An 18,822-nucleotide genomic window follows, 5' to 3' on the forward strand; every position below is an offset into this window, starting at 1 on the left:
TTTGGGTGGCCATTTCTTTTTTCCAATAGTCAATAAGTCTAAAAAAGTGGAATAAGATACTTAAAAATATTTAGACTACCTTTGTAGAATGTAATTCTTTCAGACTGAAGGAATTTTTATTTAAATTTTAAAATAATTCATTTGAATTTTACAGACTTAAACTTAATAGAACCTATTGCAAAAGCAATTCAGGAACAGGGATACACGACTCCTACTCCTATCCAGGAAAGATCGATCCCTGATATATTAGACGGCAGAGACTTTTTAGGCTGCGCGCAGACAGGAACTGGTAAAACAGCTGCTTTTTCTATTCCTATTCTACAGAATTTATCCAAAAATAAAATTCCCAATAAACATATAAAAGCATTAATCCTTACACCAACCAGAGAACTGGCCATTCAGATTGAGGAAAACATTAACGCTTATGGTAAATATCTTCCATTAAAACAACTTGTTATTTTTGGAGGGGTAAAACAAGGAAACCAGGAAGCTGCTTTGAGAAAAGGAATTGATATTCTGGTAGCAACACCAGGAAGACTTCTTGACTTTATTGCTCAAGGCATCATCAGCTTAAAAAACCTTGAGATCTTTGTTCTTGATGAAGCAGACAGAATGCTGGATATGGGATTTGTACATGATGTAAAAAGAATCATCAAACTTTTACCTCAGAGAAGACAGACTTTATTCTTTTCTGCAACAATGCCGGCTGAAATCCAGAAACTGGCTAATTCTATCCTGAATAATCCGGTAAAAGTAGAAGTAACTCCGGTTTCTTCTACAGCAGATACCATTAAACAATCTGTATATTTTGTAGAAAAAGATAACAAACTGAATTTGCTTTCTCACATTCTTCAAAATGATATTTCAGATTCTGTATTGGTATTTGCAAGAACAAAACACGGTGCAGATAAGATTTCGAGAAAACTTCAGAAAGACGATATTTCTGCTGAAGCCATTCATGGTAATAAATCTCAGAATGCGAGACAAAATGCTTTGAATAACTTTAAATCCGGAAAAACAAGAGTTCTTGTTGCCACGGATATTGCAGCAAGAGGAATTGATATTGATGAATTGAAATTCGTGATCAATTTTGAACTTTCCGATGTTTCTGAAACCTATGTACACAGAATCGGAAGAACAGGTAGAGCCGGAGCTGAAGGTAATTCTATATCTTTTGTAGACGGACTTGATCTTTTGAATTTAAAGAATACTGAAAAATTGATTGGGAAGAAAATTCCTGTGATCAAAGACCATCCGTTCCATACTGATGATTTGATTGCCCAGAAAAGGGATTCTAACAACAAACCTTTTCATGCAGGTGGTGAGAAACCTAAAACAACAGGAAACAGTAATAATTCAAGGCCAAATAATAACCGTAAGAAGCCTTCTACAGGAGCTTCAGTAGGTTTCAAAAAGCCTAAAAACAAGAATTTTACCAGAAAGAAATAAAAATAAAACCCTTTTCAAAATTGAAGAGGGTTTTGTTTATCTTAAAGTTGAGAACCTTTATGACTGAAAAAGATTCTTTGCATTTTCTGTAGTGATGCGGTCTATCTCAGAGAAATCTTTCCCATAGATATCCACCAGCTTACCGGCTACCAGATCAAGGTAGGAGCTTTCATTTCTTTTTCCTCTGTGGGGAACCGGCGCCAGATAAGGAGAGTCTGTTTCCAGAACAATCTTATCCAGTGGAATTTCATTCAGAAACTGGTCTATTTTCCCGTTTTTGAACGTTACTACTCCACCAATTCCTAAAATGAAATTAAGGTCAACAGCGTGCTGTGCCTGTTCCAGATTTCCTGAAAAGCAATGGAAAATTCCTCTCAGCTTCGGGTGTTTTTTTCTTTCCAGCACTTCAAATGTCTCATCAAAGCTTTCTCTTGTATGAATCACAATCGGAAGATCCTTTTCTATAGCCCAGTCAATCTGCTGTTCAAAAGCTTTCACCTGAATATCCAAAGTTGTTTTATCCCAATACAGATCAATCCCGATTTCCCCAATTGCAGGAAAATGTCTCTGATCGAGATAATTTTTTACAATTTCAAGTTCTTTTTCCCACGATTCCGGTTTTACATAACAAGGGTGTAACCCCATCATTGAGAAAATTTGTCCCGGATATTCTGTTTCCAGCTGCAACATCTTCCCATGAGATTCAGAATCGATAGCAGGAAGATAGAATTCTGTAATTCCTTTATCTAAAGCCCTTTGAATAGCTTCTTTTCTGTCTTCATCAAATTCTTCTGCGTATAGATGTGTATGTGTATCAATCATTTTATTTAAAATTTCAATAGATCTTCATAAGGATTTTCAAGCCCCAGCAACATTCCGAAAGCCGGCTCTGTTTTTATTCCCTGCTTTTTAAGTTCTATTATTTTTTGTTTAAATTCTTCTCCTTTTTCCTTTAATATTTTATATTCAGCCACCATATGGAGATAAGCATTTTGCTTTTTTGTTGGCTTATTCTGTCCAAAAATTTCGATGGGAAACCCTTCCAGTACAAAATTCAATGTAATGCATTTTTCGCCGTTTACAATGGGATGCTCCACGTCCACATCGTAAGGAATAAACCTGCTAACCATTAAATCATTCAGAAAGTCTTCTTCAAATCTTAAATCAATCTCAAAAATAAGATCCAGATCACTTCCTTCTATATCAATTTCAATAGGAACAGTTCCTGCTAAAATGGGTGAATAATTCTTTAATTTTTCAAAAATCTGATATTTTTCAAGAACTTCATAAGCCCTTTTCTGTCTCTCATTCCCACTTTTCAGATAGTCAATTCCAGTAAAATCAAGCATTTAAAAAATTTTATGTTTTACCTTTTTACGCTGAATTTCAATTTTTTGATCTAATTTCTCTCTGAATTCTATAAACTTAGGGTCTTTCTTATCACTGGTTTTATGTTCCAGTGCCTTAATAATCTTAAAGTTTTCTTTAATAAAATTCTGGGTATCAACTGAAAAATAGGCATTTCCAAATTTTTCAAAAATATAATTAACCGCCTGTGTGCTTGGATGAATCATATCTTCTTTATAAAAACGGTAATCCCGGAGGTCATCCATTAAAATCTCATAGACCGGCAGATAATGACAGTCTTCAAAGAGAGAAATAGACTCGTGGATGGCTGTAATTAATTTGGATTTACTTAGCTGGTTTTCTACCATTCCATCTTTAGTATGTCTTACTGGGGAAACGGTAAACAGGATCTGTATTCCCTCTTTGCAAATATCTTTAAGGTCAAGAATCGTCTGGTAAATAGAACTTGTCAGCTCCTGATGGGAAAGCAGTCTTTTCTCAAAAAACTTTTGTGGAATTTTGTGACAGTTGGCCACCAGTTTGTTCTTGGGAAGAAACTCATAGATAAATGAGGATCCGTAGGTAATGATAATCCAGTCAGCTTCCTGAAGAAAGGAATTTCCTGCTTCAATAGCTCCATTAATTTTATCTAAGGTCTGATGAATATACCGGGTATCAAAACTGGTGTGATGATCCAGAGAAATATATTCTTCATTATAGGTAATCAGTTCCTCTTCTTCATAAAACACAGAATCATGTAATCTGTTGATAGCGTTATTGATTGAAAAAGGGTTAAATATCGTCCCAAAAGGATTGTTAAGGGTCTGAAGTTGCCCATCATGGAGTAAATCAGTCATTTCAGAGGCAAAGCATGAGCCTATTGAAAATATTTTATCTTCAATCTCAATCTTCTTATCTGAGGCAGGAATATCAACTTCTGTTCTGAATTTCATTTATAAGGAATTAGGATTTAGGTATTAGGGCTCAGACTAATTCCTAAGCCCTAATTCCTATAACCTCATTTAACTTTCTCTTCTCAACAAATAATTTGCCAGTTCGATAAAAGGTTTTTTCTTTTCTTCAGGAACATCTATTTTCTGAAGATAGCTTTGTCCGATTTCATTATGTTTTTCGATCAGACGTAACGCTTTTTCATCTACTTTTGTTCTTCTGAATATCTTTTCTACGCCATAGACTTTATCAACATTTTCCGTCTTTTTAGAGTACCAGTAATCCAGCTCTTTTCTTTCTTCATCGGTAGCATGTTCTCTTGCCAACAAATACAGAACGGTTTTCTTGTTTTCGTAAATATCTCCGGCATGTTTTTTCCCAAACTGTGCCTGATCACCGAATACATCAAGATAATCATCCATAATCTGGAATGCAATTCCGATATGTTTTCCGAAATTGAAAATAGCTTTGGCATCTTTAAAATCTGCTCTTGCAATCAAAGCGCCAATCTCAAATGAAGAAGCACTCAAAACTCCTGTTTTATAAGTAATCATTCTGATGTAGTCATCAAAAGTAACGTCTTTCTGAGTTTCAAAGTTGATATCATATTGCTGCCCTTCACAAAGCAGAAGCCCGGTATGGGTAAATATTCTGATACATGCTTTAAAGATTTCAGGCTCCAGATCCTCAAAAAACTTATAGGCTTTAAGCATCAATCCGTCTCCGGAAAGAATTCCCACATTAAGACCGTGTAAAGTATGAATGGTAGGCTTATTTCTTCTTAAAGGAGCTTCATCCATAATATCATCATGGATCAGCGTGAAATTATGGAAAAACTCGATAGCCAAAGCGGGCTTAATTGCCTGCGTAAGATCTCCTCCGAACATCTCACAAGCCATCAGCACCATAATAGGACGAAGACGCTTTCCACCATGGGAAATAATATAATTCATCGGGTCATACAGCTCCGAAGGTTTATCTTTAAAAGTATATTTAGTGATGGCGTCTGCAACAATCTGCTGGTATCTGTCTAAAAATTCCATAAAATCTTTTAATTTGAACAAAAATACAATTTTTCGGGGCTTTATAAAACAAAAAACTTTGCCCAAATGGACAAAGTTTATATAATTATATGATTTGTTTTTTAGAAAAGGAAGGTTACCACAAGATAGGTAATTGCTGCCACTATTGCAGAGATTGGAATGGTAAGTACCCAAGCCCAAAGAAGACTTACTGTAATCCCCCATCTTACTGCTGAAATTCTTTTCGTTAATCCTACCCCGATGATAGAACCTGTGATCGTATGTGTAGTAGATACAGGAATACCAAAGTGATCTGTAATGAACAGGGTAATAGCCCCTGCAGTTTCTGCACTTACACCTTCTAATGAAGTTACTTTCGTAATCTTGGTACCCATTGTTTTGATGATCTTCCAACCACCACTCATTGTCCCTAAGGCAATTGCAATAAATGATACTAAAGGAACCCAAATATAATGTTGAGCAAAATAATCAAAACGTTCGGCAGAAGGAATATTCAAATATTGAGCATCCTGAAGCATGTTAACATGATAATAAATTACCGCTGCCCCAATGATTCCCATTACTTTCTGAGCATCATTCAAGCCGTGTCCTAAACTGAACAATGCTGACGATGCCAACTGTAATCTTTTGAAAGATTTGTCTGCTTTGTGCGGGTTTGATTTTTTATAAAGGTGTACAATAATCAATGTAATAATGATGGAGATAATCATCCCTATGATCGGTGCCATGAAAATGAACAGGAAGATAGGAATCACTTTGTCAAACTTCACCACACCCTGATGGGTTACCTGAACGAAAGCCTCCTTAGTGGTCTCCCATATCCCAAGCTCCGGCTGTGCTGCAGCCACGGCATGATAATCCATCATGAAAGCATGCATAAGAGCTGCCCCCAAGAAACCTCCGATCAGCGTATGTGATGATGATGAAGGGATTCCGAACCACCATGTAAGAAGGTTCCAGGCAATAGCCGCTATAAGACCGGAAAATATAACCTCAAGAGTAATAAAATTCTCATTAACTGTTTTGGCAATTGTATTACCAATTTTGAATTCTCCAATAATATAAGCAGCAATAAAGAACGCTGCAAAGTTCCAAAGTGCTGCCCAAAGTACAGCCTGGAATGGAGTTAAAACTTTTGTAGAAACAATAGTTGCAATTGAGTTGGCTGCATCATGGAAACCATTGATATAATCGAAGATCAGGGCCAACACAACAATAACTACAAGTAAAATCGGAAATTCCATTTTTTGCTATGTATTAGGCGTATTTAATCATGATGTTCTCAATTGTATTGGCAACATCTTCTGCTTTATCCGTTACAATTTCAAGGTAGTTCAATACAGATGAAACTTTAATAATGTTGATCGCATCATTGGTTTCAAATAAGTCTACCATTGAATTGGAAAGCAAATCGTCAGCAATATTCTCAATAGAGTTCACCTTAATACAAGCTTCTTTCACCTGTTCCATATTTTTGAACCCTTTAAGGTTTTTCATTGCATTCTGAATTTCAAGACATGCTTTATGGATCAATAAAGAGAAGTCTGAATAAGCCTTCATCTCAGGTGATTTGTAAAGGAAAATATATTTTGTGGAAGCGTAGATATAATCAGCGATATCATCCAGTCCTGTTGCCAATGTGTGGATATCCTCACGGTCAAAAGGTGTAATGAAGTTTTTCCCTAATTCTACGAAAATTTCGTGAGTAAGTTCATCATTCTTGTGTTCGAAGTCACTCATTTTCTTCAGCATAGAATCATCATTAAGATCGAAATCCTTGATTCCTGTGTTGAAATCTTCTGACATTGCAACTAGATTTTCAGTTACTTTTTCGAAAAGTACAAAGAAGATTTTATCTTTTGGTTGAAAAGCGTGGAAAATATTACCAATTCCCATTTTTTAGTATTTATAATTCGAGTGCAAATTTCCTAAAAAAGGATTGTACGTGAAACTATATGACATTAAGTTTTGTTAACATTCGCTTAACTCCTGATTATCAAATAAAAAAACCGGCATTAACGCCGGTTTTATATAGTAATTGATGAGATTTAGTTTGCAACTTCAGCTCTCATATCTTTTCCTTTGAACTTCATTGATTGAATATTGCTCAAGACATTGTCTTTAAACGATTTTTCAACCTCAAAGAAAGAGAATTTTTCTAAGATTTCGATATCTCCAATCTCAGCTCTTTTCTTGGATTTTCCATCACCTGTAGCCTTATTGATAATATCCAAAACATCAAGCTTCTTCAACTGGTCTTTTTTTCCAAGATTAAAGAAGAATCTTACCATATTCTCATCTCTTCTTCTTGGCTTTCCACCACGATCTCTGTCTCTTCCACCTCGATCTCTGTCTCGGCTGTTTTCTCTGTCACGGCCTCTATCTCTGTCTCTATCACGTCCACGGTCTCTTCTTGAGTAATCGTCATCTCTGCTGCTAAACTTCTGCTCAGCAAGATCGTGTTTATCTTTGTAATATAAAGCAAGATCCTTCAATTGGAACTGTAGCAGCTGGTGCACCAATTCTTCTTTTGTAAATTTGCTTAGATCAGGAATTAAGCTATCATCAAATTCGAAAAGATCCTCGTGCTCCGTCAATAATTTTTCGAATACACCTCCTACCTGAGCTTTGATAATATCTTCACCTGTAGGAATGAATTTTTCGTTGATTTCAATTTTTGTTGCAGATTTGATCTGTTTCAGTTTTCTGCTTTCTTCAGGCTTTATCAAAGCCATAGAAATACCGTCTTTTCCAGCTCTACCTGTTCTTCCGCTTCTGTGAACGAATACTTCAGGATCATCTGGTAAAGAGAAGTGAATAACGTGTGTAAGAGAGTTTACATCCAATCCTCTTGCTGCAACGTCTGTCGCTACAAGAATATCAATGTTTTTCAATCTGAATTTCTTCATTACCGTATCTCTCTGCGCCTGAGAAAGATCACCATGAAGAGCATCAGCTGCATAACCGTTCTGCATTAAGAAATCTGCTACCTCCTGAGTTTCCATTCTCGTTCTACAGAAAATAATGGAGTACTGATTAGGATTAGCATCGATCAATCTCTTCAACGCTTCTTTTTTCTGACGGTACCCTACTACATAGTATTCGTGAGTAATGTTCTTCTTCACTTCGTTGATAGAACCTACTGAAATACGGTGTGGTTTTGTAAGGTAATTTTTGGAAATTCTTTCCACCTCTTTATTCATCGTTGCAGAGAATAAGAAAGTTTGTTTAGTTTCCGGAGTTTCGCTTAGAATGGTTTCCAATTCGTCTTTGAATCCCATAGAAAGCATTTCATCAGCTTCGTCTAATACTAACCAATGAATCGCAGAAAAGTCTAATGCCTTTCTGTTGATAAGATCAATTACTCTTCCCGGAGTTCCCACAATAATCTGTGGTTTATCCTTCAAAGATCTCATCTGATCTACAATACTACTTCCACCATAAACTGCAGTAGTTTTGATGTCTTTCATGTACTTAGAGTAATTCTTTATGTCCTTCGAAATCTGAAGACATAATTCCCGTGTCGGACAAAGCACCAATAATTGGATTTTGCGACTCGTATCGTCAATCATATCCAAAATCGGAAGCGAAAACGCTGCTGTCTTGCCTGTCCCTGTTTGCGCAAGTGCGATCAAGTCGCGAATATCTGAAAGAATAAAAGGGATAGTCTGTTTTTGGATTTCTGTTGGGCTTTCGTAGCCCAGTTCGCCAATTGCCTTAAGGATATCAGGACTTAAATTGGTTTCCGTAAATAAATTCATTAACTATTTTAAAATTTTTGCAAAGATACAATAAATATTTGACTTGTTTTTGAATAAAGTTTTAAATATACAATCTTAAATTCAGAATCTTTTAATATATTTTTAATTTTTTGAAAATTAAATGTAAAAAACCAGCTTTAGGTTAAAAACTTGTTAAACATTATTTTTTTTTATTAAATTGGATTGATTTTTTCTGTGTTATTTATGAATTTTCAAAAATAAAACCATGGAACGCAAATTTTTCTTTTTGATATTCTTATGCATGGCCTTGGAAATATTTTCCCAAACACCCAATTATCCGGCCGCCTGGACTCTGGAAAACTGCATTGAATATGCAAAAGCCAATAATATTTCCATTAATTCTCTAAGACTTTCAAAAAATGCTGCCCAACAGGATCTCCTTCAGGCAAAAGATGCAAAATATCCCAATTTAAGCGGAACCGTTTCACAAGGACTTTTTGCTGTCAACGGAAGTGACGGTCTTCATATGGCAGGTGCACAATCTCAAAGTATCGGGGCCAATTCTTCCATGACCCTTTATCATGCCAATTATATTAAAAACAATGAAGCCTCAAAAAATCTGCTGGTTCAGATGGCAGACTTATCCGTCCAGGAAGCACAAAACAATATTACCCTCACGATCACCCAGGCTTATCTGAATATTCTGATGAATCAGGAAAATATCATTTCTCTTGAAAATGTTCTGAAAACAACCCAAACTCAATTGAAACAAGGTGACCAGCTGTATAAAGCCGGAAGCCTTTCCAAATTAAACTATCTACAGATCCAGTCACAACTTGCTCAGGATCAGTATAACCTGACAGCTACTCAAAACAATCTGCGCACGAATACTGTTAATTTAAAACAAATCCTGCAGCTTCCCTCAGGGTATGATTTTCAGGTTGTAAAACCCGACAGCATTATTGTAGACAATCAGCTAAAAACCTTACAGGATGTTCAAAATCTGGCACAAAATCAACGTCCGGAAATAAAATACGGGGAACTTAACGTAGAAAATTCCAATACAAATCTCAAAATGACCAAAGCTTCCATTCAGCCTACCCTGAGTCTGACAGGAAATATTTCCACCAACTATTCCAATGGAAATGGAAATTACTTTAATCAGTTGGGAAATAACTTTTATATGCCCATTGGATTAAGCCTTGGAATTCCGATTTACAACAACAGAATTTACAAAACACAGATTGAGAAGTCGAAAATAGCGATTGAACAGGCCAATCTTGATTTACTGAATACAAAAACGGTCCTTAATCAGCAGGTAGAACAATCTTACATTAATCTCCAGAATGCGCTGTCCCAGTACGACTCTGCCTACAAGCAAATGGACATCAGCAAACAGAGTTATGATATTGTGAATGCTCAGATGAAAATCGGAAGCATTGATTATGTACAGCTTCAGCAGCAAAGATTGCTTTATATACAGTCTGTCCAGAATTATCTTCAGGCAAAATACACTGCAATTCTCAATAAACAGATCTACGAATTTTACGCAGGTAACCCTATAAATCTAAAGTAAGCTATGAAAACAAAGAATAAAAAATGGTTGTACTGGGTTGTGGGCGGCATCATTGCAATAGGTGCAGCCTGGTTTTTCTTCATCAGAGAAAAAGAAATAAAAATCCAGCTGGAAACAGCAAAGCCTGAAATGGGACAAATTTCAAATTCCATTACTGCTACAGGAACCATTCAGCCTGTAGATACCGTTGCAGTAGGTACTCAGGTATCAGGAATCATTAAAAATATTTATGTTGACTTTAATTCTACAGTGAAAAAAGGCCAACTGCTGGCTACTTTAGATCCGGATCTGCTTCAGTTCCAGTCACAGCAGATCAAAGCCAACCTGCAAAATGCAAAAAGCAATCTTGCTTACAACGAAATTAACATCAACAGACAGTCACAACTGTACAAAGTGGGAGCTATCAGTAAAGCAGATTATGATAATGCAACCAATCAGTACAATGCCGCGAAAGCACAGGTAGGATCTGTAAATGCTCAGCTTTCTACTGCCAACAAAAATCTGTCTCTTACTAATATCTATTCCCCTATTGACGGAACTGTTCTCAACAGAAATGTGAGTGAGGGGCAGACCGTAGCTTCAAGCTTCAGTACTCCTACCCTGTTCAGTATTGCTAAAGATCTTACCAAAATGAGGGTACGTGCCTCTGTAGATGAAGCTGATATCGGAAATGTAAAAGTAGGTCAGAAAGCAACATTTACGGTAGATGCCTTTCCGGATGAAACCTTTGATGGTGAGGTTTCAGAAGTCCGTCTTCACCCTACCGTTTCATCAAATGTGGTGAATTATACCACCATCATCAACGCAGATAATTCGGGTTTAAAACTGAAGCCGGGAATGACGGCAAATATTACAATTTATACGCAGGTTTTAGACAATATCATGAAAATTCCGGTAGCAGCAACCAGCTTCAGACCAGACAGTTTGATTATCAAAAAATATAAAATAAATTCTCCCTTTGCCAATGGTAAAAAACATGAAAAAGGACAATGGAAGAAACAGGGTAAAGAAACAGAGAATAAAAGTGAGGCAGCTGTCTGGATCATTGCTAAAGACAGTACTATTTCCCGCAAAAAAATAAAAACCGGAATGGATAATGACACCGAAATACAGGTTGTTTCAGGGTTAAATAAAAACGACAATATCATCACCGGCTATAAAGTTCTTTCAAAAAAATCATCCGGCGGACAGGCTAAAAGTCCATTTATGCCTCAAAGAAGAGGGGGCGGAAACAATAGAAACAGTGGCGGCGGACCAAGATAATTCAACCCAAGTCTAAGCAAATCAACTAGCAAACCTAAAAACAAAAGTCATGGCAGAAAAAATTCTGGAGATCACAGATCTGAAAAGAGAATTCAAGATGGGTGAAGAAGTTGTTCATGCACTGAAAGGCGTCACATTCACAGTAGAGAAAGGTGAATTCGTTACCATTATGGGAAGCAGCGGTTCCGGAAAATCTACCCTGCTTAATATTATTGGCTGCCTGGATAAACCCTCTGGAGGTGATTATAGCCTGGATGGGGTTAATATTAAGAATCTTGACCGCGATGAGCTTGCTGTTCTCAGAAATCAAAAAATAGGTTTTGTATTTCAGTCTTACAACCTTCTTCCAAGAACCACAGCAAAAGAAAATGTAGAGCTTCCGCTTCTTTATAACTCAAAAATATCTACTGAAGAACGTCACAAAAGAGCTATACAGGCTCTGACTGCGGTAAAACTTGAAAGCAGGATTGATCATCTTCCCAATCAGATGTCCGGAGGGCAGCAGCAAAGAGTTGCCATTGCCAGAGCTTTGGTAAACGAACCTGTAATGATCCTTGCAGATGAAGCCACCGGAAATCTGGATACCAGAACTTCCTATGAAATCATGGCACTCATGCAGGATCTGCATAAACAGGGACGAACCATCGTTTTTGTAACTCATGAACCTGATATTGCCACTTTCAGCAGCAGAACAGTAACTCTTCGGGATGGAAAAGTCATTAAAGATGTCAATAATGATCACATCAAATCTGCCAGAGAAGCCCTCGAAAACCTTCCGGTAAATGATGATTACAAATAGTTTTAAACTGAAAATTTATTACAATGAACCTCTCAAACCTTTTTAGAATTGCCTGGAAAGCCCTTTTACGGAATAAACTTCGTGCATTTTTAACCATGCTCGGTATTATTATCGGTGTGGCTTCGGTAATTGCAATGACTGCCATTGGAGAAGGTTCAAAAAAAAGCATCAGTGATCAGCTTTCTTCTATGGGCTCCAATATGATTACCATACGTCCGTCCAGTAATGTGAATGTTTCCGGAGGGGCCAGAATCGGGGCTTCTGGATTACAGACACTGAGACCGCAGGATGCAGACGCTATTTCAAAAGGAGCTCCTGATGTTTCTTATGTCTCCCCTGCTGTACAAACTAATGGACAGTCTATCAACGGGCCTAATAACTGGCCTACTCAATTACAAGGTGTGAATGAAGAATATTTCAGCATCAGAGACTGGAGCATTGCGAATGGCAACTCTTTCACCAGAAAAGATGTGTCATCTTCCAATAAGGTCTGTCTTTTAGGGCAAACGGTTTACAATAATTTATTTCCCAATGGTGAAGATCCCGTAGGAGCCGTTATCAGGTTCAATAAAGTTCCCATGAAAGTTATCGGAATCCTGGCTCCAAAAGGCTCCAATGCATTTGGGCAGGATCAGGACGATGTCATTATTGCACCATTCAACACTGTTCAGAGAAGATTTTTAGGAATCACCTATGTTCAGACCATTTATGCAGCTTCTTCCAGTGAAAATACTTCACAGCAGGCTACCGATCAGGTTTCAGAAATTTTGAGAAAGCAACATAAACTTCCTGTCGACGGAAGCAATGATGATTTCAGTGTGAGAACTCAGGCTGAGCTTATCTCTACCATGAGTTCCACCAGCCAGCTTCTGACAGTTCTGTTATCTGCTATTGCCGGTATTTCGCTTATTGTAGGCGGAATCGGAATTATGAATATTATGTATGTATCCGTTACGGAACGAACCAAAGAAATCGGGCTGAGAATGTCTATTGGTGCCAGAGGAAAAGATATCCTGTACCAGTTTCTTATTGAAGCTGTGCTTATCAGTATTACCGGTGGAATTCTTGGAGTACTTTTAGGTATTCTGTCTTCAGAACTGGTTACTTTTTTCCTTTCGTGGCCTACTTTCATTACGGAATCTTCCATTATTGTTTCCTTTATCGTATGTGCCGTGACGGGAGTATTTTTCGGGTATTATCCCGCGCTGAAAGCTTCAAAACTTGATCCTATTGAGGCATTGAGATATGAATAGTTTTTGTAAATTTGAGTTGTGAGATTCGGGATTCGGGGTTGAGAAGCCTTTATAAATCTCACTTAACAACAATAAAAAACACCTAACACAATATGTCTGCAAGTATTTCTTCCAAAACATTTGATTTTTTAAACAAATTAAATAAAAACAATAACCGAGAATGGTTTAATGAAAATAAAAACCTGTATACTGAATCTCAGCAAAACGTTGTTTCATTTCTGGATGAACTGATTAAAGAGATGTCAGGTTTTGATGAAGAACTTGCTAAAATTGACAGTAAAAAAGCCCTGTTCAGAATTTACAGAGACACAAGATTTTCAAAAGACAAATCTCCTTACAAAACCAATTTCGGAGCATCTCTGGGAATGGGAAAAGGAAATCAGAAAGGAGGTTACTATCTTCATATGGAACCTGGAAAATCCTTTTTAGCCGGAGGCATCTATATGCCCGAATCTTCAGTTCTGAAAGAAGTACGTAAAGAAATATCGTTGTATGGTGATGATTTCCTTAAAATTCTCAATAATAAGGATTTTAAAAAGCACTTCCCGGAACTTGACCAGGACGACAAACTGAAAAAGATCCCGCAAGGTTTCGAGAAAGAGGATCCTATGGGAGAATATCTGAAACTTAAAAATTTCATTGTAGTATACTCTTTAAAAGATGAGGAAGTACTGGATAAAAATGCTGTGAAAAACATGAATAAAGTTTTCAAACTGATGAAACCATTCAATGATTTCCTGAACACTCCTTTTCTTTAATTTATCCTGAAACACAGATGTTTTTTACCAGCAGGTAACACAAGTTTTCACAGATAACTGGTAATAAACTTTCTATTTCTGAATCTTTTACAAACATTCAGGGTATAGAGATGTTTCTGTGACAAATTTAAAATCCATTAAAAAACAACTGATTACAAAACAGAAACAAAAGATAATTATTGAGAATCAATCTATTATATTTAACATTTTTTAAGAAAAGTTTTACATTTTTGCTTATCTTTGCTGTTCGTCAAAACGCTTACGAATGTCTTTATACCAAAAAATCGCAGAAAAACTACAGTATATAAGTCCGAATTTCTATAAAAAAAGATATTTTAAAACGTTAAATAATCTTAATAAAAATAATTTTTCGGAACGTAATGTAGAGCCGGAACTGGTATGGATCAAAGAATACCTTTCTAAGAATGCTGTTATATTGGACATTGGTGCTAATGTGGGAACTTTCCTATATCAATTGGAAAACACTTTGAACCACGATAACATTTATGGTTTTGAACCTAATAAAAAGCTTTACCGTAGATTAAAGAGACTGTTTCCTGCAATGCATATTTTTCCTCTGGCTCTTTCTGACGAAAACATAATGGCCGAGTTCAAAGTACCTATTATTAACGGAAAAACAATTGCTTCTCGCGGTACTTTAAACACTTCATACAAGGAAAAAGGAGAAGAAAAAAGCTATACGGAAAAAGTAAAAGTGATCAAACTGGATGAATGGGCTGCACTGGAACATTTCAAAAGGCTTGATTTTATCAAAATAGACGTTGAAGGAAACGAAATAAAAACACTTTTAGGAGCAAGAGAAACCATCCGACAGTTCACACCGACATTAATGGTTGAGATGGAACAAAGACACCACCAGACTCCTATATGGAATGAAATATCTGAAGTAATAAGCTGGGGATATGAAGCGAAATATCTGAACAGAAACAGCTTTACCCTGGAAAGTCTTACAGAGGATATCATAACACAAAATACAAACGACGAAAAAAATAAAACTCAGTACATCAACAATATTATTTTTATACCTAAAAACATTTAAAACAACTTTATGAGTGTAGTAGCAAGACAAGGCTTCAAATATTCCATTATCGGTTATATTGGGTTTTTGCTGGGCACAGTTTCCGCAATATTCATATTTCCGAATGATTTTGAATTTTATGGAAAGCTGCGCTACATTCTTCCTACTGCAGAAATGCTGGTTCCTTTTGTTGTCTTGGGAATTTCCTATTCAAACGTAAAATTTTTTCACACGGTAGAAAAAGACGGTAAAAAACAAAACATGCTATCATTGTCGCTGCTCACTGTTTTTATCAACTTTCTTATTTTCACGGTTGTATTTTTTATACTTCCCTATTTTTATCCAAAATTCAGGCACTCGGAAGCATGGAAAATCAAAGAAATGATTCTTCCTCTGATTTTAATCCTTTCATTTTGTGCTATTTTCAATAAATATACTTCCAATTATAAAAGAATTGTGGTTTCCAATATTTTCGACAATCTGTTTCCGAAAATTGCAAATTTGGGAGCTTTCTGCCTCTTTTTCTTTGCTTTATCACAGAATCTTACTGCTGTAACATCGCAGAAAATTGCTTTTGCATTCTTTTTTGGAATATTCTTTTTAATGCTTTTGGGGTATATCTATTATACCAATAAACTGGAGAAAATCAAACTTGATTTTAATACGGATTATTTTAAGAAAAACAATTTCTGGAAAGATTTTTTCAATTACAGTTTCTTCGGATTCCTGGGAACTTTTGGAAATTATCTGGCAATCAACAGCTTTATGATCGGGGAATTCATGGGAATGGAAGAGGTAGGAATCTATTCTGTTTTATATGCCCTGATCTCATTAATCTCTATTCCACAGCTTGGATTATTTAATATTTCTGCTCCTATCATCAACAAGACGCTGGCAGACGGAGATATGGAAGAGCTAGACAGGTTTCACAAGAAAACATCTTTAACATTATATTTCCTTGGTGCTGTTTTATTCTCGTGCATCATGGTTGGATTCCCGTATCTGACCCAATTTATGCCCAAGAACGGAACTATGCTCAGAGAATATGAACCTGTAGTCTGGATCTGGGGTTCTGCCGTGTTGATAGATCTTGCAACAGGTTTCAACGGAAACATTATTTCTCTTTCAAAATATTACAGATTTAATATTCTGGTGATGCTTTTACTGGCGGGGCTGACAATTGGGCTTAATTATTATTTCATTAAAAATACAGATCTGAAACTGATCGGAATTGCTTTATCTACAGCCATTTCTCTTACGATTTACAATGTTGTAAAAATCGTTTTCAACTATATTGTATTCAAGGTTTCACCTTTAAGCATTGAAATGATTTTTGTCTCCATTATCTGTACTTTAGCGATTACAGTAGCTATTGTTCTTCCCAACTTCAACAGCAATCTGCTTAATCTTGTTTATAAGCCGGCAGTTGTTCTGATACTGATTTATATTGGAAATTATTTCACCAAAATATTCCCGGTTGAAGACTATCTGAATATGAGGTTCATCAAGAGTGTATTTAAGATTAAATAGACTTTTTAAAGCGAAAACACGGAGAAGGTAAGGTATTATTTATTGAAGTATGTTGATTTTACTTACATCAGACTATGTAAAAATTGAAACAGTTTTTTCTGCACCACTTCTTTACTGTAAGTATTATAAAAGTCAAATGGAGTCTCTGATAAAGTCTTTAACTGATCAAGAATATTTTCTTTTTCAGGAATGATAAATTCAAGTTTTGAAGGATAATCCTCAGGGAAAACGGCCAATTTTCCGTAAGCTACTGCATCCCCAAGATTTCCTGTCATTTTAGTCACGCCATACATCTCTTTCATGCTGAAAAACTCTGTTTCCTGCTGAATAGGGCACCATAGGACATCCGCCTTCTGCATCCATTTTCCGAAATTTTCAGAAGAAACTCTTTCGGAGAAATAAGTAATACTGATATTTTCAGGCAGTCTTTGCGACAGCTGTTCAAGCTCTTTTAATTCATGATCCTTTGCTTTTCCAAGGAATACAAACTCACAATGCTTATCTGTCTTTACATTCTGAATTGTTTTAAAAATATAAGCATAATCTCTTCTCTTCTGAGAAACTCCCCCCGGAATAACCACAATAAGATTATCATTTTTAATGGTATCAAAATCTCTGGTATAAAACAGTGGCAAAAACTGATGTCTTCCTGAAACCAAAGCCTCATCAAGCACCAAAAGCGATCGGGATGTCTGATACACTTTCGAGTTATAAAATAATCCTTCTTTGAGCCACAATTTCAGTCTGAAAATAATATCTCCTTTGAAAATACTTTTAATCAGATTCAGTTTTGAAGCTTTTGCAAAATTAAGATTATGGGTAATGATTGCTGTATTGTACTTTTTTGTTATCGCCAAAAATGTATTAAAATAACGATGTACAGTTCCAATGACAACCAAATCATATCCTTTCTCTTTTAACTGATCCAGAATCATAGAACTGTCTGATAAAAAAACAGCTTCATTACGATGATTGATATGATCTTTAATCCTTTTTGAAAAATAATAATCTACCGTAAAATCCTGAGAACCTTCCATAACATCTATAAAAGCCTGAGCAATTTCTGCGTGCGTGTCTATTTCTATGTAAGCTATTTTTTTCACAGGGTTAGCGGGAGTTAAGTCTTATAAATTTTGGCTAAAGCTAGTGGATTTTTTATTTTTTTAATTAAACGGGCTAAAGCCCATTCCTATTGATCAATATTAAATTTTACAAATTATTCCCTTACATCTTCAGCCATTTCTTCTTCAGCATTCTCCAACGCTGATCATTAATTGCTTTTTGCTCTTCTTTTGTAATTTTAAGCTCCATTTTTTTTGATCTGCAATTTTCATAGGAATTTATAATATCAAAGAAAAATGATGGAGACTTGCTTTTCATCGCTTCTTTTGAGGAGGCAATATATGCCAGAAACCTGTTCAGGCCCAAGAAATAAAAGTACCTGCCATAATAATCCGCAGGCCGTATTGTGTAATCAGCTCCTTTTACTTTAATCAGCTTCACATGAAGTTCCGGAAGAACAATTTCCTTCCACCCCAGATTTTCCAACAGTATGGAATCAATATTATCCCAGCCTAAAGTTTCCCTTAAGCCTCCGATCTGAGTAAAACACTCTTTACGGTAAGCTTTCATAGGACCTCTTACGTGATGTTTATTAGAATTTCCTTCATAGATCCACTTTCCGTCTTTTTCTATGTACAAAAGACCTCCTACGAGCCCATATTCCGGATTGTTTGTAAAAGCTGTTTCTACTGCTGTCAGATAGTTTTCCGGAAGGATGATATCGGCATCAAATTTACAGATGATATCAAATTCATCCATCGATTGAGTCCGGAGGCCATTTTTAAAAGCATGAACAACTTTAGAACCGGGCTGATGTGCAGATTTCTGAAGATTGACCGTTTCAAAACGGGAATCAGTCTTTGTATATTTCCTGATGATTTCAGGGGTTCTATCTACAGAACCGTCATTCACTACCACTACTTTAAAATCTTTGCTGCTTTGCTTTTGTAAAGAATCCAGTGTAAAGGAGAGGTTGTCTTCTTCGTTATGAGCAGGAATTATAATTAAAAACCTCACGAATTATCAATGA

At 36.1% G+C, this 18,822-nt stretch carries 17 protein-coding genes; 8 read left to right on the top strand and 9 right to left on the bottom strand.

Going from position 1 to position 18,822, the window contains the following annotated elements; all coding sequences use genetic code 11:
- Positions 1 to 141 precede the first annotated feature (141 nt).
- Complete coding sequence (locus ACPF63_RS15725; RefSeq protein WP_077415725.1) at positions 142 to 1,449, top strand: DEAD/DEAH box helicase; 1,308 nt, start codon at positions 142 to 144, stop codon at positions 1,447 to 1,449.
- A gap of 57 nt (positions 1,450 to 1,506) precedes the next feature.
- Here the strand turns inward: ACPF63_RS15725 and ACPF63_RS15730 are convergent, their stop codons facing one another.
- The 7 genes from ACPF63_RS15730 to ACPF63_RS15760 form a co-directional block, all read right to left on the bottom strand.
- On the bottom strand, positions 1,507 to 2,271 hold the full coding sequence (locus ACPF63_RS15730) for a TatD family hydrolase (protein ID WP_077415727.1): 765 nt from the start codon (positions 2,269 to 2,271) through the stop codon (positions 1,507 to 1,509).
- 5 nt (positions 2,272 to 2,276) lie between these two features.
- Entirely contained in the window at positions 2,277 to 2,798 is a 522-nt protein-coding gene (locus tag ACPF63_RS15735) for a DUF4269 domain-containing protein (RefSeq protein ID WP_426480549.1), read from the bottom strand.
- The gene (locus ACPF63_RS15740; protein WP_426480550.1) at positions 2,799 to 3,749 is read right to left on the bottom strand and encodes a GSCFA domain-containing protein; all 951 of its coding nucleotides are present in this window, start codon (positions 3,747 to 3,749) and stop codon (positions 2,799 to 2,801) included.
- 69 nt (positions 3,750 to 3,818) lie between these two features.
- Entirely contained in the window at positions 3,819 to 4,790 is a 972-nt protein-coding gene (locus tag ACPF63_RS15745) for a polyprenyl synthetase family protein (RefSeq protein ID WP_077415733.1), read from the bottom strand.
- Positions 4,791 to 4,891: 101 nt separating this feature from the next.
- Positions 4,892 to 6,034, bottom strand: coding sequence for an inorganic phosphate transporter (locus ACPF63_RS15750; RefSeq protein WP_077415735.1), 1,143 nt, complete (start codon positions 6,032 to 6,034; stop codon positions 4,892 to 4,894).
- A 13-nt stretch (positions 6,035 to 6,047) separates the two neighbouring features.
- Positions 6,048 to 6,686 carry a DUF47 domain-containing protein gene (locus tag ACPF63_RS15755; RefSeq protein ID WP_047374124.1) on the bottom strand — a complete coding sequence of 213 codons (639 nt, stop codon included), beginning with the start codon at positions 6,684 to 6,686 and terminating at the stop codon, positions 6,048 to 6,050.
- Between the two features lie 152 nt (positions 6,687 to 6,838).
- Positions 6,839 to 8,551 carry a DEAD/DEAH box helicase gene (locus ACPF63_RS15760; RefSeq protein WP_077415737.1) on the bottom strand — a complete coding sequence of 571 codons (1,713 nt, stop codon included), beginning with the start codon at positions 8,549 to 8,551 and terminating at the stop codon, positions 6,839 to 6,841.
- A gap of 226 nt (positions 8,552 to 8,777) precedes the next feature.
- Here ACPF63_RS15760 and ACPF63_RS15765 point away from each other — a divergent pair, with 226 nt between their 5' ends.
- The 7 genes from ACPF63_RS15765 to ACPF63_RS15795 all read left to right on the top strand — a co-directional run bounded on the left by ACPF63_RS15765 (position 8,778) and on the right by ACPF63_RS15795 (position 16,730).
- Entirely contained in the window at positions 8,778 to 10,088 is a 1,311-nt protein-coding gene (locus ACPF63_RS15765) for a TolC family protein (protein WP_426480551.1), read from the top strand.
- Between the two features lie 3 nt (positions 10,089 to 10,091).
- Positions 10,092 to 11,351 carry an efflux RND transporter periplasmic adaptor subunit gene (locus ACPF63_RS15770; RefSeq protein ID WP_426480552.1) on the top strand — a complete coding sequence of 420 codons (1,260 nt, stop codon included), beginning with the start codon at positions 10,092 to 10,094 and terminating at the stop codon, positions 11,349 to 11,351.
- Between the two features lie 49 nt (positions 11,352 to 11,400).
- Entirely contained in the window at positions 11,401 to 12,150 is a 750-nt protein-coding gene (locus ACPF63_RS15775) for an ABC transporter ATP-binding protein (protein WP_149389340.1), read from the top strand.
- A gap of 23 nt (positions 12,151 to 12,173) precedes the next feature.
- The gene (locus ACPF63_RS15780; RefSeq protein WP_047380899.1) at positions 12,174 to 13,403 is read left to right on the top strand and encodes an ABC transporter permease; all 1,230 of its coding nucleotides are present in this window, start codon (positions 12,174 to 12,176) and stop codon (positions 13,401 to 13,403) included.
- A gap of 92 nt (positions 13,404 to 13,495) precedes the next feature.
- Positions 13,496 to 14,161 (top strand): DUF2461 domain-containing protein, encoded by a 666-nt coding sequence (locus ACPF63_RS15785; RefSeq protein ID WP_077415745.1) that lies wholly within the window; start codon positions 13,496 to 13,498, stop codon positions 14,159 to 14,161.
- Between the two features lie 265 nt (positions 14,162 to 14,426).
- Positions 14,427 to 15,221 (top strand): FkbM family methyltransferase, encoded by a 795-nt coding sequence (locus ACPF63_RS15790; RefSeq protein WP_426480553.1) that lies wholly within the window; start codon positions 14,427 to 14,429, stop codon positions 15,219 to 15,221.
- Between the two features lie 9 nt (positions 15,222 to 15,230).
- A complete protein-coding gene (locus tag ACPF63_RS15795; protein WP_219072320.1) occupies positions 15,231 to 16,730 on the top strand; it encodes a lipopolysaccharide biosynthesis protein in 1,500 nt (499 codons plus the stop codon).
- Positions 16,731 to 16,792: 62 nt separating this feature from the next.
- Here ACPF63_RS15795 and ACPF63_RS15800 read toward each other — a convergent pair whose 3' ends face one another.
- Positions 16,793 to 17,833: a hypothetical protein gene (locus tag ACPF63_RS15800; protein WP_426480554.1), complete on the bottom strand. Its 1,041-nt coding sequence runs from the start codon at positions 17,831 to 17,833 to the stop codon at positions 16,793 to 16,795.
- 121 nt (positions 17,834 to 17,954) lie between these two features.
- Positions 17,955 to 18,809 (bottom strand): glycosyltransferase, encoded by an 855-nt coding sequence (locus ACPF63_RS15805; RefSeq protein ID WP_077415753.1) that lies wholly within the window; start codon positions 18,807 to 18,809, stop codon positions 17,955 to 17,957.
- Positions 18,810 to 18,822: the final 13 nt, after the last annotated feature.

Source organism: Chryseobacterium sp. R2ACT005, assembly GCF_049949215.1.
Taxonomy (GTDB): domain Bacteria; phylum Bacteroidota; class Bacteroidia; order Flavobacteriales; family Weeksellaceae; genus Chryseobacterium.

What these genes read in the sequence shown, in the direction of transcription:
- ACPF63_RS15730 (WP_077415727.1), bottom strand. Translation starts at nt 2,271, where the DNA reads ATGATTGATACACATACACATCTATACGCAGAAGAATTTGATGAAGAC.
- ACPF63_RS15735 (WP_426480549.1), bottom strand. Translation starts at nt 2,798, where the DNA reads ATGCTTGATTTTACTGGAATTGACTATCTGAAAAGTGGGAATGAGAGA.
- ACPF63_RS15740 (WP_426480550.1), bottom strand. Translation starts at nt 3,749, where the DNA reads ATGAAATTCAGAACAGAAGTTGATATTCCTGCCTCAGATAAGAAGATT.
- ACPF63_RS15745 (WP_077415733.1), bottom strand. Translation starts at nt 4,790, where the DNA reads ATGGAATTTTTAGACAGATACCAGCAGATTGTTGCAGACGCCATCACT.
- ACPF63_RS15750 (WP_077415735.1), bottom strand. Translation starts at nt 6,034, where the DNA reads ATGGAATTTCCGATTTTACTTGTAGTTATTGTTGTGTTGGCCCTGATC.
- ACPF63_RS15755 (WP_047374124.1), bottom strand. Translation starts at nt 6,686, where the DNA reads ATGGGAATTGGTAATATTTTCCACGCTTTTCAACCAAAAGATAAAATC.
- ACPF63_RS15760 (WP_077415737.1), bottom strand. Translation starts at nt 8,551, where the DNA reads ATGAATTTATTTACGGAAACCAATTTAAGTCCTGATATCCTTAAGGCA.
- ACPF63_RS15765 (WP_426480551.1), top strand. Translation starts at nt 8,778, where the DNA reads ATGGAACGCAAATTTTTCTTTTTGATATTCTTATGCATGGCCTTGGAA.
- ACPF63_RS15770 (WP_426480552.1), top strand. Translation starts at nt 10,092, where the DNA reads ATGAAAACAAAGAATAAAAAATGGTTGTACTGGGTTGTGGGCGGCATC.
- ACPF63_RS15775 (WP_149389340.1), top strand. Translation starts at nt 11,401, where the DNA reads ATGGCAGAAAAAATTCTGGAGATCACAGATCTGAAAAGAGAATTCAAG.
- ACPF63_RS15780 (WP_047380899.1), top strand. Translation starts at nt 12,174, where the DNA reads ATGAACCTCTCAAACCTTTTTAGAATTGCCTGGAAAGCCCTTTTACGG.
- ACPF63_RS15785 (WP_077415745.1), top strand. Translation starts at nt 13,496, where the DNA reads ATGTCTGCAAGTATTTCTTCCAAAACATTTGATTTTTTAAACAAATTA.
- ACPF63_RS15790 (WP_426480553.1), top strand. Translation starts at nt 14,427, where the DNA reads ATGTCTTTATACCAAAAAATCGCAGAAAAACTACAGTATATAAGTCCG.
- ACPF63_RS15795 (WP_219072320.1), top strand. Translation starts at nt 15,231, where the DNA reads ATGAGTGTAGTAGCAAGACAAGGCTTCAAATATTCCATTATCGGTTAT.